The following is a 22,758-nucleotide window of genomic DNA, read 5'->3' as shown; positions in this document are numbered from 1 at the left end:
AGATGCTTCCGACCATTGAGCGATAGACGCTTTTCGTCAACCGGGCTCATCAGAGTGTGCTCCCCGTGCAGGGAGTGGTCAAGGCCTCTTCTGAAACCGTCAAACCCATTCCCCGGCACCGGCGCGCCGGCGCTGCGGGTTGTTCCCACCTGGCTGGCCGGCATTTCGTCCACCGGTTCGGCGCGTAATGCGCGTCACACTTACGATTCGTCTCCGAGACAGGCCTGATTCGTGCAGCTTCTCCATGATTTCCGCAGGTGGTGGATACGAAACCTCCCGCAGGTCAATACTGGGAAGGAATAGTGGCAACAGAAGGAACGGACCAATGACGATCTCCGCAGACCACACGGCACGGGACGCAATAAGCACCGGCCAGGCAGGCATGCCGCACGAGGACGCGCTCACCGAAGCCGTGAAGAAGTTCGGCATCACGGCCGAGGACTACATGCTCCCGGCCCGGCACCAGATACAGATGGTGGACCCGGACGGCCGGCTCATCGCGGAAGGTGAGCAGGGCACCGAACCCGGCCACGAGTACCCCCTGCCCGGCGACGACGAACTGCTGGCAGCGTACGAGCAGCTCGTCGTCGGACGCCGCGTCAACGACCAGAACTCCGCCCTGGTCCGGCAGGGCCGCATGGCCGTCTACCCGTCCAGCCACGGCCAGGAGGCCTGCCAGGTGGCCGCCGCCCTGTGCCTCTCCGAGGGTGACTGGATGTTCCCCACCTACCGCGACGCCGTCGCCGTGATGACCCGCGGCGTGGACCCCGTGCAGGTGATGACCATCTTCCGCGGCGACTGGCACGGCGGGTTCGACCCCCTCAAGCACCACGTGGGCATCCAGTGCACCCCGCTGACCACCCAGCTGCTGCACGCCGTCGGCGTCGCGCACGCCGCCAAGCTCCGCGGCGAGGACACCGTGGTGCTGGCCATGTGCGGCGACGGCGCCACCAGCGAAGGCGACTTCCACGAGGCCCTCAACTTCGCCGCCGTCTTCCACCTGCCCGTCATCTTCTTCGTCCAGAACAACAAGTACGCCATCTCGGTGCCGCTGGCACACCAGTCCGTGGCGCCGTCGCTCGCGCACAAGGCCGTGGGCTACGGCATGGCGGGCGAACGCGTGGACGGGAACGACGTCGTCGCGCTCCTCGCCGTCCTGGACCGCGCCGTGAAACTCGCCCGCGAAGGCTCCGGCCCCCTGCTGGTGGAAGCCAACACCTACCGCATGCAGGCCCACACCAACGCCGACGACGACACCCGCTACCGGGAAAGCGCCGAGGTTGCGGAGTGGCGGGCCAAGGACCCGGTGAACCGGATGCGGACCTACCTGACGGACCGCGGCCTGCTGGACTCCGCGGGCGAGGACCGGATCGCCGCGAAGGCCGAGGCCGTGGCCGCGCAGCTCCGCGAGGGCCTCAGCGAGGACGTGCCCGTGGACCCGCAGGAACTCTTCCGCCACGTGTTCGCTCGGCAAACGCCGCAGCTGAAGGAACAGTCCGCCCTGCTCGCCGACGAACTCGCCCGCGACGTCGCAGCATCATCACAGGAGGCAGCCAAGTGAGCCCCACCGTCACCACCTCGTCCGAGGCCAACGGCAACGTATCCGCCGCCACCGCCCGGGCGGCCGCCTCCGCCGCGGCCACCGCCGAAGCCGCCGGCCCGCAGCCGGTCACCATGGCCAAGGCCCTCAACGCCGCCCTGGTGGACGCCATGTCCGCCGACTCCTCCGTCCTGGTCTTCGGCGAGGACGTGGGCACCCTGGGCGGGGTCTTCCGCATCACCGACGGGCTCACCAGAACGTTCGGCGAGCAGCGCTGCTTCGATACGCCCCTGGCCGAGTCCGGGATCGTGGGCATGGCCGTGGGCATGGCCATCAACGGGATGCGCCCGGTGGTGGAGATGCAGTTCGACGCGTTCGCCTACCCGGCGTTCGAACAGATCGTCAGCCACGTGGCCAAGATGCACAACCGCACCCGCGGGGCCGTGAAGCTGCCCATGGTGATCCGGGTGCCGTACGGCGGCGGCATCGGGGGAGTGGAGCACCACTGCGACTCCTCCGAGTCCTACTACGCCCACACCGCCGGCCTGAAGGTCTACACCCCCGCCACCGTGGCGGACGGGTACCGGATGCTCCGCGAGGCCATCGACTCGGACGATCCCGTCATGTTCATGGAGCCGAAGAAGCTGTACTGGTCCAAAGACCTGGTGGACCTTGCGTCCCTGCGTGCCTCCTATGAGGAAGGCACGACGGCGGGCCGCGCCACCGAGGGGAGGGCCGCCGTCGCGCGTCCCGGCACCGACGCGACGCTGATCGCGTACGGACCATCCGTCCCCACGGCTCTGGCCGCAGCCGAGGCTGCCGCGCTGGAGGGCCGCTCGCTGGAGGTCATCGACGTCCGGACCCTTGTCCCGTTCGACGACGTTACTGTGTGTGAATCCGTCCGGAAGACCGGGCGGGCCGTGGTGATCGCCGAGGCGCACGGCTTCGCGTCCGTGTCCTCCGAGATCGTGGCCAGGGTGCAGGAGCGCTGCTTCCACCATCTGGCCGCCCCCATCCGCCGCGTCACGGGGTTCGACATCCCGTACCCGGCACCCAAACTCGAGAAGTACTACCTGCCCGGCGTGGACCGCATCCTCGACGCCGTCGACGACCTTCAGTGGGAGGACTGATTCCATGAGCACCCCGAAAGTATTTTTGCTGCCGGACCTGGGCGAGGGCCTGACCGAGGCGGAACTGGTGTCCTGGCACGTTGCCGTGGGTGATGTTATTGCGGTGGACCAGCCGATCGCCGAGGTGGAGACGGCCAAGTCCACGGTGGAGGTCCCGTCTCCGTACGCCGGGGTTGTAGCCGAGCTGCACGGGCAGCCGGGGGAGACCATCGACGTCGGCCGCCCCCTCATCTCGGTGGTTGAGCCTGTCGAAACCCCGGAACCTGCCGAGCCCGAAACCAAGCCTGCCGAAACCGAACTCGGCGACCCGGTGGTTGAGCCTGTCGAAACCAAGCCTGTCGAAACCAAAGAAACCGAAGTCGCCCAGTCCTACCGCGAAGAGGAGAAGGCCGGCTCCGGGAATGTCCTGATCGGCTACGGAACGCCGGGCGGCCACGGCACCGCCCGCCGCACCCGCGCCCGGAGGTCCTCAACGGCGTTGGTTGAGCCTGTCGAAACCAAAGAGGACGACCTCTCACTCCTGCGCACCCGCGTGCCCGGGAAGCTCGGCGCTGTGATCTCCCCGCTGGTCCGCCGGATGGCCAAGGAACACGGCGTGGATCTCGGCGAGCTTCATGGCTCCGGCGACAGCGGGCTGATCATGCGCCGCGACGTGGAAAAGGCGATCCATGCCCCGGCGGTTGAGCCTGTCGAAACCAAGCCTGAGGTTTCGACAAGCTCAACCAACGCTCCGGTGGTTGAGCCTGTCGAAACCAAGCCTCGTCCGGTGGTTGAGCCTGTCGAAACCCAGGGCCGTGACGCCCGCACCGGTCTGCCCGTCTCCTCCCGTACACCGGTCCGCGGCGTCCGCAAGGCGGTTGCCGCCAACATGGCCCGCAGCCGCTCGGAGATTCCCGAGGCAACGGTGTGGGTGGATGTGGATGCCACCGCGCTGCTCGAACTGCGCGAGGGAATGAAGGCCGGTGGCTCGGACGTCCCGGGCCTGCTCGCGTTCATCGCCCGTTTTGTCACAGCCGGGCTAAAAAAGTACCCCGAGCTGAACACCCGGATCGAAACCGCGGAGGACGGGTCACAGGAGATCGTCGCGTTCAACGGGATCAACCTCGGCATCGCGGCCCAGACCGACCGGGGCCTGGTGGTCCCCTCCGTCCGTGGCGCCGAAAAGCTGAGTGCGCGCGAACTGGACGCGGAGATCCGCCGGCTGACCGACGTCGCACGCCAAGGCAAGGCGACCCCCACCGAGCTGGGCAGCGGCACCTTCACGCTGAACAACTACGGTGTGTTCGGTGTGGACGGGTCCGCGGCGATCATCAACCATCCGGAAGTGGGCATCCTCGGCGTCGGCCGGATCATCGACAAGCCCTGGGTGGTCAACGGTGAGCTGGCGGTCCGCAAGGTCACCGAGCTGACGCTGACGTTCGACCACCGCGTCTGCGACGGCGGCACGGCTGCCGGCTTCCTCCGCTTCGTGGCGGACGCGATGGAAAACCCCACGTCCCTCCTCGCGGACCTGTAGTTGCGGAAACCGGTGGTTGAGCCTGTCGAAACCTCCGCGGGTTTCGACCGGCTCAACCACCGCCCCTTCCGAACGCTCGCTCACTTTTGGCGGAGATCCTGCCGCTAGCCAGCCGACGCACCAGGCGGGGATACGACGGCGGCACGGACACCAAACCCCCACATCAGGAGTTTTTGGGCAGATAAAGCGACCTCAACAGCCCGCAAGTCGCCATATCTGCCCAAAAACTCAGCGCCGCCGGGGGTTCGAGCTTCCGCGCGGGGAACAATAGAGCCATGGAACCGGGTAATCGGCGCATCGTTGGTGGGGAGCGCAGGGGGCGCAGGCGTCCGCGGCTGGGCCGGCGCCGGGAGATACCGGCATTCATCCTCGCTCTGGGACTCCCGCCGCTCCTGCAGTTCCTCCTGGACCTGCTTCCCCACGACCAGCTGTCGACGGACATGCTGGTACACCTCACCGGCATTGTTGGTGTTGCGCTGCTCGGGGGACTCTGGCCTGCCGTGCTGGCGGCCGTCGTCGCGGGGCTGATCGTGAATTACTTCAGCGTCCACCCTGTGGGGTCCCTGTCGGTGATTGATCCCGAAAACATCCTGGCGCTGCTCATTTTTGTCCTGGTGGCGGTGGCCGTGTCACTGGTCGTGGACCGCTCGGCCAAGCTCAGCAAGGAAGCACACCTGGCAGGGGCGGAAGCAGCGGTCCTCAGCGATTTGAGCCGGAGGGCCGTGGCCGAGGGAAACAGCATCCCTGCTTTCCTGGACAAGGTCCGGGAACATTTCCAGGTGGTGGGAGCCGGCCTGTGGGTCAAACGGGAAACCGGCCCGGGCGGGGCCGCGGTGTGGGAGCTTGCGGAGTCCTCTGGCAAACCGCAGCCGGGTGACGTAGCGGCGTCGGACGTTGTGGAGCAGCTGGACCGGGACCGGATCCTGACACTCACCGGAAGGGATCTCACTGATGATGAACGGCGGCTGCTGACCGCCTTCGGCGCCCACCTGCTGGCCATGGTCCAGCGCGAAGAGCTTACGGCGAGCCAGCGCGAAAACCTTCGCCTTGCCGAAGGCAACACCATGCGGACCTCCATCCTGCGGGCGGTGTCCCACGATCTCCGCACTCCACTGGCCGGCATCAAGCTCGCCTCCAGCAGCCTGCGTGACAAGACCATCACCTTCAGCGCGGAGGAGCAGGAGGAACTTCTGGCCACCGTGGAGTCAGGGGCAGACAGGCTGGACCGGCTGGTGAGCAACCTGTTGGACATGTCCAGGATCACGGCTGACTCGGTGGCACCCCTGATCCGTCCGGTCTATTGGGCAGACGCCGTGGGTGAAGCGCTCCGCGGCACCGACTCCGCGCGGCTCCGCGTGCTGTTGCCGGACAACATGCCCCCTGTCGATGCCGACCCCGGAATGCTGGAGAGGGTGATCGCCAACCTGGTGGAAAACGCCCTGAAGTATGCACCGGGGTCGGATGTGGTGATTTCCGGAACTGTTGGCGGTGCCGGAAGTGCAAGAATTGGGGATGTTCCCGCCAGCGAGCTGACCGTCGTCGATCGCGGCGCGGGCATCCCGGCTGATGAGGTCCTGGCGATGTTCCGGCCCTTCCAGCGCGCTGATGACACGACGCCGGGAACCGGGATCGGTCTTGGCCTTGCCGTGGCGAAGGGGTTCACCGAGGCCATGGGCGGGGTCCTGCTGGCCGAGCCCACCCCTGGCGGGGGCCTTACGATGGTGGTCCGGTTGCCGCTCTCCACCGGCGTAGCGCCTTCATCCGGCACGAAAGGACAGCGTGGCCACAGTTCTGATCGTTGACGACGAGGTTCAGATCCTCCGTGCCCTCCAGATCAACCTGACCGCCCGGGGCTACTCGACGGTGACCGCGTTGACGGGGAACGATGCTCTGGAGCGGGCAGCACAGCATCCGGTGGACGTCATCATCCTTGACCTGGGGCTTCCTGACCTGGACGGGGTTGAAGTGATCCGCAGGCTCCGGCGCTGGAACGACGTCCCGATTGTGGTCCTTTCAGCCCGGCACGGCTCCGATGACAAGATCCAGGCGCTGGACGCCGGCGCCGACGACTACGTCACCAAGCCCTTCGGAATGGATGAACTCCTGGCCCGTCTGCGGGCGGCCCTGCGGAGGGGATCATCCGGGGATGTTCCGGTGATTGAAACCGAGGGCTTCACTGTCGACCTCCCGGCCAAGCAGGTGACGCGGCGCGGAGTTCCCGTCCGTCTGACCCCCACAGAGTGGAACATCCTTGAGCTGCTGGTCAGGAACAGCGGCGCCCTGGTCACGCATGAGGAGATCCTCCGGCAGGTTTGGGGCCCGGCCTACGCCGAGGAGACAGGCTACCTGCGGGTCTACCTCGCACAGTTGCGGCGCAAGCTCGAAGCCGATCCGGCGAATCCCCGGCACCTGCTGACCGAGGCCGGACTGGGATACCGCTTCCGGGAATAGCTGCCGCCAGAGGACGCAGCGGGAGGGCGTTAAGAAAGCATTAAGATCCGCGGAAACGCCCCGAATACGGGATGAACGCGGTGCTACGCTCCGGTGGTTATCAGCACAGCGTCGCGTCTGAAACGGGGCTGTTTGTGCCCGTCGCAGGCAGTATAGAAAGACACGTCCTTGACGGCTTCCGCCCGGTTCTCCATACCCGCCACCGTTCCCAACCCGGAACGGAAATCCGCACCCGGCAGTCCGCTGGTCCGGTGGCTGCTCGAACACCGGGTCAACCAGCCCGTCGGGCCGGAAACCTCTGACACCCACGCATCCCAGCAGAGCTGGTGGAAAGTGATGTGCCTGACCGGGGTGGACTACTTCTCCACCCTGTCCTACCTCCCCGGCATCGCAGCCCTGGCCGCCGGCGCGCTGTCCCCACTGGCTACGCTGCTGATCGTGGCCCTGACGCTGCTCGGGATGCTGCCCATGTACCGGCGGGTGGCCACGGAAAGCCCGCACGGGCAGGGGTCCGTGGCGATGCTGGAACGGCTCCTGCCCTTCTGGCGCGGAAAGATCTTCGTGCTGGTCCTGCTCGGGTTCGTCGCGACGTCGTGGATCGTCACCATCACCCTTTCAGCGGCTGACGCCACGGTGCACCTGCTCGAAAATCCCTACCTGCCGCCCTTCCTGGATGGGCAGGCCGTGGCGATCACCGTTGTCCTGCTCCTGATCCTGGGCGGGGTGTTCCTGCTGGGGTTCTCGGAAGCGGTAGCCATCGCCATCCCCCTCGTGGCCGTCTTCCTCGGCATGAACGCCATCATCATCGGCGCCGGAATCGCGGAAATCCTCGCCACACCCGGTGCGCTCACCGGGTGGACCGACGCGCTCACGTCGTCCGGCGGCGGCTTGAGCGGGGTCGTTGGGCCGGCGCTGATGGCGTTTCCCCTGCTGGTCCTGGGCCTGTCGGGTTTTGAGACCGGCGTCAGCATGATGCCCCTCGTGGCGGCCCAAGGAGCCACACCGGAGGAAAAGCTGGCCAGCCGGGTCAAAAACACCCGCAGGCTTTTGACGACGGCGGCCGTGATCATGAGCGTCTACCTGCTCGGCAGCAGCTTCGTCACCACCGTGCTGATCCCCGCCGGGGAGTTCCAGGCAGGCGGCGAGGCGAACGGCAGGGCCCTGGCCTACCTGGCCCACGAGCACCTCGGCAACGGCTTCGGATCCGTCTACGACGTCAGCTCCATCCTGATCCTCTGGTTCGCCGGTGCTTCCGCAATGGCCGGACTCATCAACATCGTCCCCCGCTACCTGCCGTCCTACGGCATGGCTCCGGACTGGTCCCGCGCCGTCCGCCCGGTGGTGCTCGTGTACACGGCCATCAGCGTCCTGATCACCATCGGCTTCAACGCCGACGTCAACGCCCAGGCCGGCGCCTACGCCACCGGCATCCTGGCCATGATGGTCTCCGGAGCCATCGCCGTCACCATCTCCGCCATCCGCCGCAAACACCGCGCAGCAGCCGTTGCCTTCACGGTCCTGACTCTGGTGATGCTCTACGCCCTGGCAGCAAACGTGGTGGCCAAACCTGACGGCATCACCATCTCCGCTTTCTTCATCCTCGGCATCATCGCCGTCTCCCTTGTCTCCCGCGTCAGCCGCACCACCGAGCTGCGCGTCGACCGCATAGTGTTCGACGGCGTTGCCCGCCGCTTCATCAGCGACACCTTGGATTTCGACGGCCGGATCAACCTCATCGCCCACCGCCCGGAAGCGCGCAGCGCCTCAGAATACGCGGGCAAGGAAGCCGCCCAGCGCGAGATGAATCCGGTGCCCGGGACTGCCGATGTCATCTTCCTCGAAGTGAACATCACAGACCCCTCCGAATTCAGCGACACCCTCGAAGTGCACGGCATGGAAGTGGGAGGCCACCGGGTGCTCCGCGCCCAGAGCCCGGCCGCCCCCAACGCCATCGCCGCGATCCTCCTGGCCCTGCGGGATGCCACCGGTGTCCGGCCGCACGCCTACTTCGAATGGTCGGAAGGAAACCCCCTCGCCCACCTGATGCGGTACCTGCTCCTGGGCCGCGGCGACACCGCCCCGGTGGTCCGCGAAATCATCCGCAAGAACGAGCCGGACCCGGACCGCCGTCCGGGCATCCACGTGGGATGAGCCTGCGCAAAGGCGGCCCCCCGCCGTCGGAAACTCGAAACCCGGGGCTGGACCCTGCCAGTGTGGCCACCGTGCAGAAGATGCTGCGGGAAGCCAGGAACGGCAAGCCCGGGAAGGACAACGTCTTCCGCCGGCTAATGTCCCATCCCGTCAGGGCCGTTCCCGTGGCGTTCCTGCTGGTCATCATCATTGGCGCGGCACTGCTGATGCTCCCGGCGGCCCGGACCGACCAGTCGGCAGATGTGTTCATGGACGCCCTGTTCACCTCTGTCTCGGCGGTCTGCGTAACGGGCCTGATCACCGTGGACACGGCAACGTTCTGGACCCCGCTGGGCCAGGGCATCATCCTCGGGCTCATCCAGGTGGGCGGCTTCGGCATCATGACCCTGGCAACCCTGCTCGCGCTGCTGGTCCGCAAGAACATCGGGCTGCGCGGCCAGCTCGTCGCCCAGTCGGAAACACACACCCTGAACCTCGGCGACGTCAGGGCCGTGCTCACCCGGGTAGCGAAGATCATGCTGACCTTCGAAGCCGCATCGGCCCTGGTCCTGACCATCCGGTTCTGGATCGCCTATGACTCGAATCCCGCTACCGCACTGTGGCACGGTGCGTTCCACGCCGTGTCCGCGTTCAACAACGCCGGCTTCTCCCTCTACAGCAGCAACCTCATCGGCTTCGCCGAAGACCCCTGGATCATCACACCTATCTGCCTGGCCATCATCGCCGGCGGACTTGGGTTCCCGGTGATTATCCAGCTCACCCGCGGTGACGTCCACCCCAGGAACTGGACCATCCACCTGCGCCTCACTATTTACGGAACGCTCTTGCTCCTGCTCGCCGGAACGCTGCTGTTCGGCGCCTTCGAATGGAACAGGAACGAAACCCTTGGCCAGCTGTCCCTCACCGGCAAAATCCTCGGCTCCTTCGCAGGGGGTGTATTTCCCCGCACCGCCGGGTTCAACAGCATCGATTACGGCGTCGCAGCACCGGAAACACTCATGGTCACCAACATCCTGATGTTCATCGGCGGCGGCAGCGCCGGCACCGCAGGCGGCATCAAGATCACAACCTTCCTGGTGCTCGGCTTCGCCATCTGGAACGAAGTCCGCGGCCGCGACCAGGTGACCATCGCACACCGGTCCGTCAGTTCGTCATCCCAGCGCCAGGCCCTGTCCGTGGCTCTCCTCGGGATAGCCGCCGTCGTCGCCGGAACCATGCTGCTGCTGATGTTTACCGACTACAGCCTGGAAAAGGTCCTCTTCGAATCCATCTCCGCCTTCGGCACGGTGGGTCTGAGCACCGGCATCACCTACAACCTCCCGCCGGCCGCCGAGTGGGTTCTCATGGCACTCATGTTCACGGGACGCATCGGCACCGTAGCAGTGGCATCAGCCCTGGCGCTCTCAGCCCGCCCGCGCCTCTACCGCCTCCCCGAAGAACGGCCCATCATCGGCTAGAGCGTCTGCCCACGCCTTCTGCTTAGCCGCCACCGCAACAGGTAGCGCCGTCGCAAAAGACAGGTACCAACCAACGGTGACCGTAGATTTCCCGGTCTATAAACTCCGGCGAAAGCCGTCGTTTCGGCCCGCCGTTAAAAGGGGAAATCTGATGCAGCTACTAAAGACACGGTCCCGGCGACACTCGGTCCGACCTGCGGCTCAAGTTAGGCAAGCCGGCCCGCGCAGGCGGCGTGCGGCCGTCGTCGGAACAATTGTTGCGGCGCTCATGCTGGCCGGCAATCTCCCCGCAACCGCTGCAACAACGGTGACCTCGACCATCCCGGTTGGGTCGAGCCCTCGAGACGTCGCCTTCACGCCGGACGGGTCGAAGGCCTACGTCACCAACGCCGAATCCGACACGGTGTCCGTCATCGACGTTGCCTCAGGCGCGGCGGCCTCCACGATCCCGGTCGCGCCGTTTCCCATCGGTGTTGCGGTAACCCCGAACGGGTCGAAGGCCTATGTGACCAGCACCGGTTCTGACACGGTGTCGGTCATTGATGTGGCGTCGGGCACGGTGACCTCCTCGATTTCGATGGGAGAGACTCCGACTGCCGTTGCATTCACGCCGGATGGGTCGAAGGCTTATGTCACCAGCGCTGGTACCTACACGCTGTCGGTCATCGATGTAGCCCTGGGAACGATGACCTCCGCCATCCCGGTTGGGCCGCTTCCGAACGCCGTTGCGTTCACCCCGGACGGTTCAACGGCCTACGTCACCAACGGGCAGGATTCCAACATGGTGTCGGTGGTCGATGTGGGCACGAGCCAGATGACCTCCAGCATTCCCGTCGGGTCTTCTCCGACCGGCGTTGCGTTCACGCCGGACGGGTCCAAAGCCTACGTCGCCAACAACGAGGGCGACACGGTGTCGGTCATCGACGTGGCAACCAGAACTGTGTCCTCCACCATCCCGGTCGGGTGGGCCCCGGACAGTGTGGCGATTGCCCCGGACGGGTTGACAGCCTACGTCACCAACTCCGGTTCCAACACGGTGTCTGTCATCGACGTGGTCTCCGGCGCGGTGACTTCCACCATCACGGTCGGGGCGTCTCCGACCAGCGTTGCTGTTGCCCCGAACGGGTCGAGGGTTTATGTCGTCAACACGGCTTCCAACACGGTGTCGGTCATCACTGTGGATGCAGCTCCCGTGTTCACCGCGGCCACACCGCCGACCAAGTCGAACACGCGTGCCGCCTACAGCTACACATTCGCCGCTACAGGTGCCCCGGCCCCGACCTTCCATGTTGCCTCCGGTGCCTTGCCCCCAGGCCTAACCCTGGATACCACCACAGGAGTCTTGTCCGGAACACCGACCAAGGCCGGCAGGTTCACGTTCAGTGTGACCGCCACGAACGGGCTCAGCCCCGACGCGGTCACGGACCCGATCACGATCACCGTGACCAAGGCGAAGGTTCGCTGATCAAAGCCTCGGGCACGCCATGTTATCCAGCGGTCCGGTCGATTTCGCTGCGCAAAATTTATGCCGCTATTAAAATTGCTGGCGCTACCCGTATTTCGGCCGCGCTGGATAGTTTGCGTAGCGAAAATCAGAACTGAGTGCTGCATTCCGAAAAATTCTTGTCCGCGAATTTGCGTGTCATTGTCCGGGCATTTCCCGGGCGCCTTGTAATATCCGAACATTCTGGAGTGGGCTGGGGAGCCCTGGGATGCAGGCCTGATAAGGGCCTGCTCGGACATGACAAGGCTGAATATGAATAACAGCACGGTGTTTTCTGAAGCTGATCAGGAAGTGGTCCTCCTGGAGCAACAGGCACAGGAAATTATTGATGAGATCCTCTCAGACACGGCCAGCGGCGAAGCGGAGGCCCGCCGCCAACTGGAATTCCATGTCCTCGACAATCCGGGCAACCCGCGGCGGGCCTTGCTGATGCATTTGTTAAGCGTCGAACGCTAAGCGGAGGCTTCCTGACTTTTCAGGGGAAGGGTTTGCCCTGACCCGTCAGTGCGCCAACTCGCCGATCTCCACTTCCTCCACGACTGCTGCGGCATATCCCTTGGCATAGCCTTCGGCAGTTGGGTGGAAGTTGCTGCCGAACAGGGGGTCTGCTGGATTGAAGTTGATCCAGGGATCCTCTGCACCAATGCCGTGACCAGCGAAGTCGTCAGTAACTTCGACGTAGACGGCGCCGGAGGACTTGGCTGCGTCCCTGATGATCTTGTTGAGGGTGTCAGTACCGGCGTTGAAGATTTCGATGTTCTCGACGAGTGCGCCACCGGCAAACTCCGGAGCGAACAAATGCGGATATCCCAGTGCCGCGATCGTGGCGTTGGGTGCCTTGGTCTGAATTGCTCCGTAATCCTGGGCCAGCACAGCTGGCAACACGCTTTGGGCAAGGGCCTCGGCGGCATCAACTGCAGTCCTGCATTCCGCCTCGCTGCGCGTCAAGCAGGCCAGGAGTGCGTTGATGAAATTGACGTCATTGGCGCCGGCAGTGATGGTGACGAGGTCTGTTTCTGAATCCAGATCACCGGCGTCGGACGCCACTGTAATCTGCTCCGGCACCGTGGGTGCCACAGCCGTGGTCGCAGCAGCGGTAGCGCCGGCACAGGCCGCGTTGACGGCCAGGTCAATGTCGTCCAGTGCGTCCAGCACATCCACATAACCCGGTGACGCCTGGTAACACGGCTTAGGGTCCGCAGGATCAATGGGGTAAAGCAACGATAAGCGAGGAACTCCCGCGCCTATACCTGCCGTGTATGAATCCCCGAAGGCCACGTAGTCCAGCGGCCCGTCGTCGTAGGCCGCCGCCGGAATGGCCGCCGGGCCGGCCAGTAGGCCAATGACCGCGGCGGCCACTGCCCCGATGCGCCCTGCAGGAGAGCCCGCCGATGCCTGCGGGGTCTGTAATGTCCTCATAATTCCTACCCCTTACCTTCCCGACGGCGGCCGCGTGCCGCCGTCGAACATTTGGTTCCTACAGTGCGTCCTCAACCGCCCGCAGGTTCACCTAGGTTGAACCAGCCGCTCCAGCCCATGCCTGTACTCCGCCCCCTCGACAGCTTTTCCGGAAGACCCAGTGGACCGGACGACGCGTTACCCCGGCGTTACGGCGGTCCGTCCCGCCGGCCGCGGAAGGTACGACGGCGGGGGCGGGCCGCCGTCGTCGGCCTACAGTGTCTCGGGGATCGGGCGGCCCGGGAAGAGCGTGGCGTATTGCTTGCGGTACATCCTTCGTCCCACCAGCCAGTAGGCAAGGCGGACCGGGGCGGGGATCTCGTCAAAGAAGATCCTCCTCCGGTCTTCCGGCGGGTTCGTGGCCAGGACCATGCCGAGGAAGGAGACCAGGAACTTCCTGTCGTACTGCTCCACCCCATGCTTGGGGAGTGCCATCAGTTCCTTTTCGGTCATCACCCGGTCGACGACGGGCATCACCTCGGTGACCTCGCGGCGCAGGTGCTCCTTGAGGACGGGCTGCAGGTCTTCGTAGCGCTGGATGAGTTCGGTTCTGATTTCTGCATCCGCCGTCTGCATCCACCGCCTCAGTATGGGATCGATGGCCTCCAGGTGGTCCCTGATCTGTTTGTGGTGGCTGAGCATCTGCCCTACGTGCGGTGCGCTCGCCGGTGCCCGCTCGCCCAGCTTTGGGTACATCAGCAGGTCCTCACCCTCCTGGTGGACGAGGAGCACCTTGTGGAAGTTGCTGAGCATTTTTCCCACGTAGGCGGCGCGGGCGGTGTCTCCGGGGCCGGTGGAACGCACCAGGTCGGGCGCCTCGTCGTAGGCCCAGAGCAGGAAGCGGTGGACCCGCTGCATGCCGGTGGACGCAGTGGACAGGACCGGCCCCGGCGGCAGGGGCGCCGCGGTTTCGCCGGGATGCATGGTGAAGAAATCGGTCATGGCTGGCCTCCGTGGGGGAAATCTGGCAGGACCCGCCGGCGCCGGGGGCCGGCGCTTCCGGACTGGATCCCGATGAGTGTGTGGCCACGGGGCCAGATTACTATTTATGTAGTGGAGTGTCACTACATTTATAGTGGTTCGACGTCATGGGAGCGGGACAGGTTCGCAGGCACGCGTCCCTGTCCCGCCAAGAGACCAGACCCCTATGGCCTGGATCGTCGGTTGTCACCGGTAGGCGTTGCCCGAGGCGTAGCGGTCAGCAGTGATCCGTGAGTTGGCGCCCAGGAAGTCGCCAAGCTCCTGCAGGGCGCTGATCTCTGCAGCGGTGAACGGCAGCACAACCGAGACGGCCTGGGAGTCAACCCAGCCATGCGCGGAAATGGCCTGGGCAGGTCCGGCGGCCAGCACCGCCGTCGACAGCGAAGCGGCGGCGGCCATTGCAAGGGCAACGGCCCGCGTTCCCCTGTGTTTCCGGGCGAACCGCACGTCGTGCGCAGACAGTGGCCCGGTCTCGTGCCCGGTTGCTCGATGATCTCCAATTAGTGCGGACAACGTACTGCTCCTTTCGTGCGGTGCCGCCTGTTGAGGGCGGCATTCTCCTTGGACGTAAGCCGGCTTCCGAGTGACTTCCGGCTGGCTTTTCCTTTGCGTTCTAAGCGTCCTGCTGACCGCTTAACTGCGCCTTAACCGGTTCGCCATGGCTGTTGCTGCCTGCACGCGGGAAGACCAAGTACCTGCACGAGAGGTGAATCCCAAATATGAGTACTCGGTACTCGTGACCTGCTGCGGTGCCCCTCTTACGCTGAACCAAAGGGGATAAGGCCGGGGCGCTCCGTTCTTGCCCGCAGTCCCCGGCCGGACCATGCTGGGAGGACACCATGGCAGACAGCCCGCGCAACTCCCGCTTTGCCTGGATGGGCGGGCAGGGGACACCGCGGCACCTCGTGCCTGAGGAAGAAGCGCTGCCCGCGAAACCGGTCAAGAACCGTGCCCGGACCGGCGGCGTCGTCCTCATGGTCGTTTCCCTGGCGCTGACCATCGGCACGCTCAGCGTTGCGGCCAATGCCCCGCGGGCACAGACCGCGGAAGGGCAGGGCGGCGAGCCCGTGACCCTGGTGACTGAATCTGCCCAGCCCACCACGGATGCTCCTTCCCCGGAGTCAACGTCCGAGCCAAGTTCCCCGCAGCCAAGTGCCGAGCCAAGTGTGGAGGCAAGCACCCCGGCGGCCACGATCGAAACCAACTCTCCGGCGCCAGCCAACGGCAGCGGCTCCGAGCCGGCTCCGAAGCCCGAATTTCCGGCCTTCTACCAGTCCGTCCCGGTGGGAGACCTGGATGGGTGGCGGCAGGTCTTCGTGGAGGATTTCACGGACGGGGATGTGCCCCTTGGCGGTTTTCCCGGCATCTACGGCTCGAGATGGCACGAGACCTACAAAGACGGCACACCGGACACGCATGGCAAAACGCAGCCCAAGGATGCGCGGACGTCCGGGTATTACCCGTCGAAGGTCCTGAGTGTCCACGACGGCGTCCTGGACATGTTCCTGCACTCCGAAAACGGTGTTTCCATGGGCGCGGCCCCCTCGCCGGTAGTTGGCGGAGCCACCCAGCCGCCCTACAACAGCCAGCTGTACGGGCGCTACTCCGTGCGCTTCAAGGCCGATTCCCTCCCCGGTTTCAAGGTGGCCTGGCTGCTCTGGCCGGTCAGCAAGCAGTGGCCGCAGGACGGCGAAGTCGACTTCCCGGAAGGGGACCTGTCCAAGGTCATCTACGCCGCCCTGCACGGCATCGGCCCGGACGGCAACCACACGTTCGACGTCTTCCGTCCCAGCGTTCCGTTCACCGACTGGCATGTGGCAACCACCGAGTGGACTCCCGGCCGCATCGAATTCTTCCTGGACGGCAAATCCATCGGCGTAGCAACGTCCATGGTCCCGGACACGCCCATGCGCTACATCCTGCAGACCGAGTCCTGCCTGACCGGCTGCCCGGCACCCGAAACCGCCGGCCACGTCTACGTTGACTGGGTGGCCATCTGGGCCAGGAACTAGCAGCGGTCCACCCGGGTATCAGACCCTGCCTGGCAGGTAGCCGCTGTCCTGTAAGCGAGTAGGCGCTACTGGTGATCGGCCGGAAGCCCCGTTGGTACCGTGGGGCATCGCTGTGGGCAGGGGGCACGCTCTAGCTGAAGAGGGTGGATTGTGTTTGATGTGAACCTGGACGGCCGCCGGTACCTGCGGATCCATGCACTCTTGGCAGCGCTGCTGCTTGCCATCACCGGTGTCCTCGCGGTGCCGGTGGGGGCCTCCGCGGCCGACGGCGACATTGGGGTTGAGGGCCCGTCGCACCTTGGGACGGGGACGCCCACGGGCACCAAGAGGGCCACGAGCTCACTGTGGTTCAACGACGGCACCTGGTGGGGAAACCTCTGGGACACCGCCACGTCCGATTTCCACATCTTCCGGTTCGATTCCGCCACGAGCACCTGGGTGGACACGGGTGTGGCCACCGATCCGCGGTCGAACACGCACCATGACGTGCTGTGGGACGGGACCACGCTCTACGTGGCGAGCTACCGGTTCGTCAACGACGGCGTCCCGGCCGAACCGAACTATCCCACCACCATGCGGCGCTACAGCTATGACGCAGGCGCCAAGAAGTACACCCTTCTGGGTGCCACGCAGATCAACAACCAGCGCGTGGAGACGTTGACCATCGACAAGGACTCCACCGGCCGGGTCTGGGCCACCTGGCAGCAGGGGAACCGGATCTACCTGAACGCCACCGCAACGGACGGCGCCACCTGGGGCACCCCGTTCGCGCATCCTTCGACGCTGGGCGACGTGTCTGTCGATGACAACTCGGCCCTGATCGCGTTCGACGGGAAGATCGGTGTCATGTGGAGCCGGCAGAAGGACGACGCTACCGACGGCATGTACTGGAGCTTCCACGTGGACGGCGCGCCGGAAACTGACTGGTCGGCTCCTCAAGCGGCGGTCTCGGGCCTGCGCAGCGGTGACGACCACATGAACCTGAAGTGGCTGGACTCCTCCGGCGGCCGCGTGTTCGCCGCCATCAAGACCTCGTTCACGTCATCCACGCAGCCGCTGATCCAGCTGCTGGCGCTGAACGGCATCAACTGGACAGCCCACACGATCGCCACCGTGGCCGAGTGCCCCAACCGGGTGATGGTCCTGATCGATGAGAGCGCCCAGCTGCTGCGGACGTTCGCCACCTATCCGAAGCCGTCCGGCACCACGAACGCCGGCACCTGCACCAGCTCGGGCGGCGCCATCTACGAGAAGTCCACACCGCTGAACAACATCAGCTTCACCACCACGAAGACCAACCGCATCATGGATGCCGACCAGTATGCCCACGACGTGACCTCCACCAAGCAGAACCTCAACAGCGAGGCGCGGGGCACGGCCAACAGCGGCCTGCTGGTGCTCGCCGGCGTCAACGCCACCAGCCGGTACTGGCACTTCTACGATCCACCCGCCGGCACGGGCGGCGGCGGTGGCACCGGCGATACCACCGCCCCGGCCGTGACGGCGACGTCCCCTGCCGCCGGCGCTGCCGATGTGGCAGTGACGGCGAACGTGACCGGACAGTTCTCGGAAACGCTGGATGCGTCCACGGTCAGCGAGGACACATTCACGTTGACAGCGGGGACGACGGCGGTGCCCGCGTCCGTGACGTACAGCGGCACCGGCAGCGTTGCCACGCTGGACCCGGACTCGGACCTGGCGCCGGACACGGCCTACACGGCAACCATCAGGGGCGGCTCCGACGGGGTGAAGGATGCCGCCGGCAACGCGCTGGCGTCGGACCACACCTGGACCTTCACCACGGCCCCTGCGGCCGGCCCCGGCCCGGACACCGTCACGCTTACCGCCACCGCCGACAGCTACGTGTCCAGCCGCGGCACGGGGACGAACTATGGCAAGAAATCCGTCATGTGGGTGGACAACAGCCCCGTGGAGGTTGTGTACCTGAAGTTCGACCTGTCAGCCTACGCGGGCAGGACGCTGGAGAGCGCGGCGCTGCAGCTGAGCGTTGGTGACAATGCATCGGGCGGCAAGCAGAACGTCAAGCTGGTGGCGGACGACAGCTGGACCGAAACCGGGGTCACCTACACCAACCGCCCCGCGCTCGGCGCCGGCAGCCTTGGCACCCTCGGCCCCACGGCGGCGAACACCGGCTACAGCATTTCGTTGACGGCCGCAGACCTGGCCGGCGAGCTCGGCCAGCAGCTCACACTTGGTGTTGACACCGGCAGCACCGACGGCCTGGCAGTGAACTCGAAGGAGGCGGGCAGCACAACCGCACCCAAGCTTGTCCTCACCTTCCGGTAGGTGCCGCTTCCCGGGATCTCCAAGAAGTGCTGGGTACAATCGGGAGCCAGACGAACGAACACTGCTTTGCCGGAGGTACGGAGAAACAATGTCGGAATGGCTCGAAGTCGGCGCGGACAACTATGTGCTGGTCACCGAAGGATCGCTGCTGAACACCGGACTGATCGTGGGATCCGAACGGGCCATGGTGATCGACACCGGCTGCGGCCCCCGGCAGGGCAGGGAGATCCTGGACGCGGTGCGGGAAAAGACCCAGCTGCCGCTCGTCGTCGTCAATACCCACGCGCATTACGACCATTTCTTCGGCAACGCGGTGTTCGCCGAGGCCGGTGTCACTGAGTTCTGGGCGCACCAGAACTGCGCAGCCGAGATCGATGAGCGCGGGGACGTGCAGCGCCGCTTCGTGGGGACCCTGGAACCGGAGATGTCCACCGGTGAGGGCGAGAACGTGGAACTGGTGGTCCCCAACGCCATCGTGAAGGACCAGCCCGTGCTGGTGGACCTGGGCGGCCTCACCGCCACGCTCTTCTACCTGGGCCGCGGCCACACCGACGGCGACCTCCTGGTGGGCACCCCCACCACCCTGTTCGTGGGCGACCTGGTGGAGCAGGGCGCGCACCCGTCCTTCGAGGACTCCTATCCGGAGGAGTGGGCGGACGCGCTGCGGCACATTTCAGCGCTGCGCCACCGCTACGAGTTCCTGATTCCCGGGCACGGGAAGCCGTGCAGCGACCAGTTCGTGAAGACCATGGCGGATACCATGACCACCGCCGTCCGCCAGGCGCGCCAGTCCATCCGCGACACCCCCAGCGACGCCACCAAGGCGATCCCCGTCCTGCCTTACGGCCCGGAGCAGTCGCGCTGGTTCATCAAGCGGCTCCAGGAGACCCGCCGGGAACACTAGCGAAGTCTGCGCTGAGCTGCCGGCGGACCAGCCGGCGCCTGGCGCCGCGTTCCACCAGGATCGCGACGTAGTCCCGCACCCGGCAGCCGTCCAGGAGGCTGTATTCCTCGGCCACCACGTCCTCGACGACGGAGCGGGGCTCATCGGGGAACCGCTCGGCGAGCCGGTCCACCGCGGCCGCGATGGCCTGGGCTTCGGTCCTTTTGAGCATTACCAGTCCTCCCCTCGGGGGAGAGCCAACGACAACCTGTGCGATGCTGAGCCGGGCTGCATCCTTGAATGATACGGACGGGCGGCGCCGGGAAAAGGGCCTCCAGACGAAGTCTGCGGAAACCCGCAAGGCAAGCGTACGACGGCGGCCGCGCGCCGTCGTCGTACGAGGTCACCCTAGTGCTTTGGGAGCCTCGCATAGCTACCCTCCCGTCCCCTAGCCACCGTTCCGGCTCTGGGGGATCCCATTAGGGAAGTAACCCCAAAAACTACATCGAGTACCCGGTACTCAGGACGACGTACCGGCCAGTTTCTATAGTCGATGTAGCAGGTGCGGTTACGGCCAAGAACCTGCTGGTGACACGGGGTCCTGCTGAATGACGGGACCTGCAGCAACCTTTTCACCACAGTAATCCGGCGCATGACGACGCTGGCAAAGCAAGCCGTGCGGCTGGAATTCCGGGAATCGAACCCGCCTTTCTGTGGTCGCTGACAGCGGCAACCCTTCAAAGGACCGGTGCCACGTGCAGCTGTTCCATCTTCCACGCACCCCCTACGTATTGACCATTCCTGGTTCTGGGCGCCATAGAAGCAGGAAAGTCTCCCGCCCCGGCCTGCGCCGGGTTACAGCCGGACTCCTGGTAGCTGGGCTGACCGTGGCGGGGTTGTCCTCCGCCAGCATCTCCGCCGCCGCTGAAAGCGTGGGACCTAACTTGGTAGTGAACCCCTCCCTGGAGTCAGGTACAACGTTTCCGGACTGCTTCCAGGCATCAGGCTGGGGAACCCCTGGAACCTGGAGCTTTTCGCCGGGACGGACTGGCGGACGCGCGTTGAGCGTGACGATTGCCGGCTATTCGAGCGGTGACAGAAAGGCCATCCAGAAGGAATCCGCGGCGTGCGCACCCAAAGTCACGGCCGGCGAAACCTACAACCTGGGCATCTGGTACCAGTCAACGGTCAAGGTCTCTATCACCACGTTCCGGCACACCGCCAGTGGCTGGTCATACTGGGGCGACTTGGGCCAAGCAGCCGCGTCAGCAGCATGGACGCAAGCCCAGGTTGCCACCCCGACCGTTCCGGCCGGAACCGACCAGATCGCCTTTGGCCTTTCCATCAGCGCCGACGGGACACTTACCACTGACGACTACTCGATGTTCGCCACCAGCACGTCAACGCCCGCACCACCGGCTGCGGGCAGCGAACTGGTGGTCAACGGCACCCTCGCCACCGGCAATCCCGTGCCAGCCTGCTTCACTGCAACCGGGTGGGGTACGCGGACCGTGTCGCAGGGTATCTCGTCAGATGTCCCCGCCACGGCGGCCGCCGGTTCGCGTTCCTGGTCCATCACGGTCAGCAATTATGCAAGCGGTGACGTCAAGCTCTTGCAGGCCGAAACGCCCGCCTGCGCGCCCTCCGTAAAAGTTGGCAGCAAATACAACGTGTCCATCGATTACACCTCCACGTCAGCCCGCAACTCGATCACAGTCTTCACCCACACGGCGGCGGGATGGGGCTACTGGACAGACCTCAAACAGCCCGCCGCCACCGCCAGCTGGGCCACCGCCGCGGCCACAACCCCGGCCATTCCGGCCGGCGTGGACGCCATCTCGTTCGGGCTGTCCATCTCGGCCAACGGCACGCTGACGACCACCAACTACTCCCTGAAAGAAGTGGTGGTAACGCCTCCGACTGCAGACCCCGGCCCCGCGACCGGTGGGTCCTGGCAGGTACACGAGTCCCCGTTGCCCCTCCGTTCCATACACTCCACGCTGCTCAGCGACGGCAGGGTGCTGCTGATCGCCGGATCCGGAAATGATGGAGCCGCCTTTGACGCCGGGTCCTTCAAAGCATCCGTATGGAATCCGACCACGGGAGCATTCACGGACGTCCCCGTCCCGTATGACATGTTCTGCGCTGGACACGTGACGCTGCCAGATGGAAAAGTCCTGATCGGCGGCGGGACACTGGCTTTCCCCACAGCGGGGGACGGGCCCACAACCTTCCAAGGGTCCAAGAAGAGCTACTACTTCGACCCGGCGGACAACACCTTTCACCCGCTCAACGACATGGCGGGCGGGCACTGGTACCCCACGTTGACCAAACTGGGTAACGGTGACGTGTGGGCGGCCGGCGGCCTGAACGAAAAGGCTGAGGGAACAGTACTGACGGAGATGTTCAAGACCTCCACAATGAGTTGGCTTCCGTCCGGCAGCGTCCCGCAGACCTGGAGTTTCTGGGGCACCTACCCGCATATGTATTTGATGCAGGACGGCCGGATGTTCTATTCGGGCGGCCACACCTTCGGCAACGGCCTGCCCGGTACCGGAGCCTCCCTATACAACTGGCAGACAGCGCAAATCTGGGATGTGCCTGGCCTGCGGCAAAAGGACATGCGGGACCAAGCGGGCTCCGTGCTGCTGGGCCCCGCACAGGACCAAAAGGTCATGATCGTGGGCGGCGGAAATACCGACGGAAACGTGGCCGCCATCAACCTGGTGGACATCATCGATCTCAAGCAGCCCAACCCGGGGTATGTGCCCGGCCCAGACCTTCCAGGGCCCGGAAAGACTTACGTCAACCTCCTGAACCTTCCGGACAGGACCGTACTCGCCGCCAACGGCGCCCGATACAACCGCTCGGACAACGTCATGACGGCGGCGATTTACCAGCCCGCCACCAACTCGTGGACGAGCATCGGTGCAGACCCGGTGGGCCGGAACTACCATTCCTCGGCCATCCTCCTCCCGGACGGCAGGGTGGCGGTCCTGGGATCGAACCCGCTGGACAACTCCTACGACACACGGATCTCCGTCTACTCACCCAGGTACATGTTCAACGGAACGCGGCCCACCATCACGGCAGCACCCGGCAGTGCAAAATACGGGCAGCAGATGACGTTGCAGACCACCGGCACCATCAAAGCGGCCCAGCTCATGTCCCCGATGTCTGCCACACACCAGACAGACACCAACGCCCGCCTGGTCGACCTGCCAATGACCACCAGCGGCGGCACTGTCAGCGCCACTGTCCCGGGAAACCCGAACCTGCTGCCGCCCGGCCCTTACATGCTCACCGTCCTTGACACCAATAACCTTCCAAGCATCGCGAAATGGGTGTGGATATCATGACCGACCCCC

17 protein-coding genes are annotated in these 22,758 nt (G+C 65.3%); 13 read left to right on the top strand and 4 right to left on the bottom strand.

Annotated elements, in window-relative coordinates; genetic code table 11:
* The first annotated feature begins 325 nt into the window (after positions 1 to 325).
* The 9 genes from pdhA (at position 326) to ACJJV6_RS03170 (ending at position 12,205) form a co-directional block, all read left to right on the top strand.
* Entirely contained in the window at positions 326 to 1,561 is a 1,236-nt protein-coding gene (gene pdhA, locus ACJJV6_RS03210) for a pyruvate dehydrogenase (acetyl-transferring) E1 component subunit alpha (RefSeq protein ID WP_407709927.1), read from the top strand.
* Positions 1,558 to 2,670, top strand: coding sequence for an alpha-ketoacid dehydrogenase subunit beta (locus ACJJV6_RS03205; RefSeq protein WP_407709926.1), 1,113 nt, complete (start codon positions 1,558 to 1,560; stop codon positions 2,668 to 2,670). Before pdhA ends, ACJJV6_RS03205 begins: the two co-directional genes overlap by 4 nt.
* A 4-nt stretch (positions 2,671 to 2,674) precedes the next feature.
* Positions 2,675 to 4,186, top strand: coding sequence for a dihydrolipoamide acetyltransferase family protein (locus ACJJV6_RS03200; RefSeq protein ID WP_407709925.1), 1,512 nt, complete (start codon positions 2,675 to 2,677; stop codon positions 4,184 to 4,186).
* Positions 4,187 to 4,461: 275 nt separating this feature from the next.
* Entirely contained in the window at positions 4,462 to 5,988 is a 1,527-nt protein-coding gene (locus ACJJV6_RS03195; RefSeq protein WP_407709924.1) for a DUF4118 domain-containing protein, read from the top strand.
* Positions 5,966 to 6,637, top strand: coding sequence for a response regulator (locus ACJJV6_RS03190; protein WP_009356413.1), 672 nt, complete (start codon positions 5,966 to 5,968; stop codon positions 6,635 to 6,637). Before ACJJV6_RS03195 ends, ACJJV6_RS03190 begins: the two co-directional genes overlap by 23 nt.
* A gap of 168 nt (positions 6,638 to 6,805) precedes the next feature.
* Positions 6,806 to 8,788 (top strand): amino acid transporter, encoded by a 1,983-nt coding sequence (locus tag ACJJV6_RS03185; RefSeq protein ID WP_407709923.1) that lies wholly within the window; start codon positions 6,806 to 6,808, stop codon positions 8,786 to 8,788.
* Positions 8,785 to 10,245, top strand: coding sequence for a TrkH family potassium uptake protein (locus ACJJV6_RS03180; protein WP_407709922.1), 1,461 nt, complete (start codon positions 8,785 to 8,787; stop codon positions 10,243 to 10,245). Before ACJJV6_RS03185 ends, ACJJV6_RS03180 begins: the two co-directional genes overlap by 4 nt.
* A gap of 268 nt (positions 10,246 to 10,513) precedes the next feature.
* Complete coding sequence (locus ACJJV6_RS03175) at positions 10,514 to 11,710, top strand: beta-propeller fold lactonase family protein (RefSeq protein ID WP_009356411.1); 1,197 nt, start codon at positions 10,514 to 10,516, stop codon at positions 11,708 to 11,710.
* A 291-nt stretch (positions 11,711 to 12,001) separates the two neighbouring features.
* On the top strand, positions 12,002 to 12,205 hold the full coding sequence (locus ACJJV6_RS03170) for a hypothetical protein (RefSeq protein WP_009356410.1): 204 nt from the start codon (positions 12,002 to 12,004) through the stop codon (positions 12,203 to 12,205).
* Positions 12,206 to 12,250: 45 nt separating this feature from the next.
* On the opposite strand, the gene ACJJV6_RS03165 is transcribed toward ACJJV6_RS03170, so the two are convergent.
* The 3 genes from ACJJV6_RS03165 to ACJJV6_RS03155 form a co-directional block, all read right to left on the bottom strand.
* Entirely contained in the window at positions 12,251 to 13,168 is a 918-nt protein-coding gene (locus ACJJV6_RS03165; RefSeq protein ID WP_354175833.1) for an SGNH/GDSL hydrolase family protein, read from the bottom strand.
* A gap of 252 nt (positions 13,169 to 13,420) precedes the next feature.
* Positions 13,421 to 14,149, bottom strand: coding sequence for a hemerythrin domain-containing protein (locus ACJJV6_RS03160; RefSeq protein WP_354175832.1), 729 nt, complete (start codon positions 14,147 to 14,149; stop codon positions 13,421 to 13,423).
* A gap of 225 nt (positions 14,150 to 14,374) precedes the next feature.
* Entirely contained in the window at positions 14,375 to 14,587 is a 213-nt protein-coding gene (locus ACJJV6_RS03155; RefSeq protein WP_009356407.1) for a hypothetical protein, read from the bottom strand.
* A 440-nt stretch (positions 14,588 to 15,027) separates the two neighbouring features.
* On the opposite strand from ACJJV6_RS03155, the gene ACJJV6_RS03150 reads away from it, so the two are divergent.
* From ACJJV6_RS03150 to ACJJV6_RS03140, 3 genes are all read left to right on the top strand, one after another.
* Positions 15,028 to 16,200 (top strand): glycoside hydrolase family 16 protein, encoded by a 1,173-nt coding sequence (locus ACJJV6_RS03150; RefSeq protein ID WP_354175831.1) that lies wholly within the window; start codon positions 15,028 to 15,030, stop codon positions 16,198 to 16,200.
* A 150-nt stretch (positions 16,201 to 16,350) separates the two neighbouring features.
* Positions 16,351 to 18,507 (top strand): Ig-like domain-containing protein, encoded by a 2,157-nt coding sequence (locus ACJJV6_RS03145; protein WP_354175830.1) that lies wholly within the window; start codon positions 16,351 to 16,353, stop codon positions 18,505 to 18,507.
* 88 nt (positions 18,508 to 18,595) lie between these two features.
* Positions 18,596 to 19,411 (top strand): MBL fold metallo-hydrolase, encoded by an 816-nt coding sequence (locus ACJJV6_RS03140; protein WP_133345497.1) that lies wholly within the window; start codon positions 18,596 to 18,598, stop codon positions 19,409 to 19,411.
* Here ACJJV6_RS03140 and ACJJV6_RS03135 read toward each other — a convergent pair.
* The gene (locus ACJJV6_RS03135; RefSeq protein WP_009356403.1) at positions 19,377 to 19,622 is read right to left on the bottom strand and encodes a three-helix bundle dimerization domain-containing protein; all 246 of its coding nucleotides are present in this window, start codon (positions 19,620 to 19,622) and stop codon (positions 19,377 to 19,379) included. The genes ACJJV6_RS03140 and ACJJV6_RS03135 overlap by 35 nt on opposite strands.
* An 835-nt stretch (positions 19,623 to 20,457) precedes the next feature.
* Here ACJJV6_RS03135 and ACJJV6_RS03130 point away from each other — a divergent pair.
* A complete protein-coding gene (locus tag ACJJV6_RS03130; protein ID WP_354175940.1) occupies positions 20,458 to 22,749 on the top strand; it encodes a galactose oxidase early set domain-containing protein in 2,292 nt (763 codons plus the stop codon).
* Positions 22,750 to 22,758: the final 9 nt, after the last annotated feature.

The sequence above is a fragment of the Arthrobacter nitrophenolicus genome (assembly GCF_045833485.1).
Classification (GTDB): domain Bacteria; phylum Actinomycetota; class Actinomycetes; order Actinomycetales; family Micrococcaceae; genus Arthrobacter; species Arthrobacter nitrophenolicus.
This window is presented reverse-complemented; position numbering and strand designations above follow the sequence as displayed.

Excerpts from the sequence above, each read along its gene's own strand:
- ACJJV6_RS03195 (WP_407709924.1), top strand. The coding sequence starts at position 4,462 with ATGGAACCGGGTAATCGGCGCATCGTTGGTGGGGAGCGCAGGGGGCGC.
- ACJJV6_RS03165 (WP_354175833.1), bottom strand. The coding sequence starts at position 13,168 with ATGAGGACATTACAGACCCCGCAGGCATCGGCGGGCTCTCCTGCAGGG.
- ACJJV6_RS03180 (WP_407709922.1), top strand. The coding sequence starts at position 8,785 with ATGAGCCTGCGCAAAGGCGGCCCCCCGCCGTCGGAAACTCGAAACCCG.
- ACJJV6_RS03140 (WP_133345497.1), top strand. The coding sequence starts at position 18,596 with ATGTCGGAATGGCTCGAAGTCGGCGCGGACAACTATGTGCTGGTCACC.
- ACJJV6_RS03200 (WP_407709925.1), top strand. The coding sequence starts at position 2,675 with ATGAGCACCCCGAAAGTATTTTTGCTGCCGGACCTGGGCGAGGGCCTG.
- ACJJV6_RS03150 (WP_354175831.1), top strand. The coding sequence starts at position 15,028 with ATGGCAGACAGCCCGCGCAACTCCCGCTTTGCCTGGATGGGCGGGCAG.
- ACJJV6_RS03135 (WP_009356403.1), bottom strand. The coding sequence starts at position 19,622 with ATGCTCAAAAGGACCGAAGCCCAGGCCATCGCGGCCGCGGTGGACCGG.
- ACJJV6_RS03170 (WP_009356410.1), top strand. The coding sequence starts at position 12,002 with ATGAATAACAGCACGGTGTTTTCTGAAGCTGATCAGGAAGTGGTCCTC.
- ACJJV6_RS03155 (WP_009356407.1), bottom strand. The coding sequence starts at position 14,587 with ATGGCCGCCGCCGCTTCGCTGTCGACGGCGGTGCTGGCCGCCGGACCT.
- pdhA (WP_407709927.1), top strand. The coding sequence starts at position 326 with ATGACGATCTCCGCAGACCACACGGCACGGGACGCAATAAGCACCGGC.
- ACJJV6_RS03175 (WP_009356411.1), top strand. The coding sequence starts at position 10,514 with ATGCTGGCCGGCAATCTCCCCGCAACCGCTGCAACAACGGTGACCTCG.
- ACJJV6_RS03160 (WP_354175832.1), bottom strand. The coding sequence starts at position 14,149 with ATGACCGATTTCTTCACCATGCATCCCGGCGAAACCGCGGCGCCCCTG.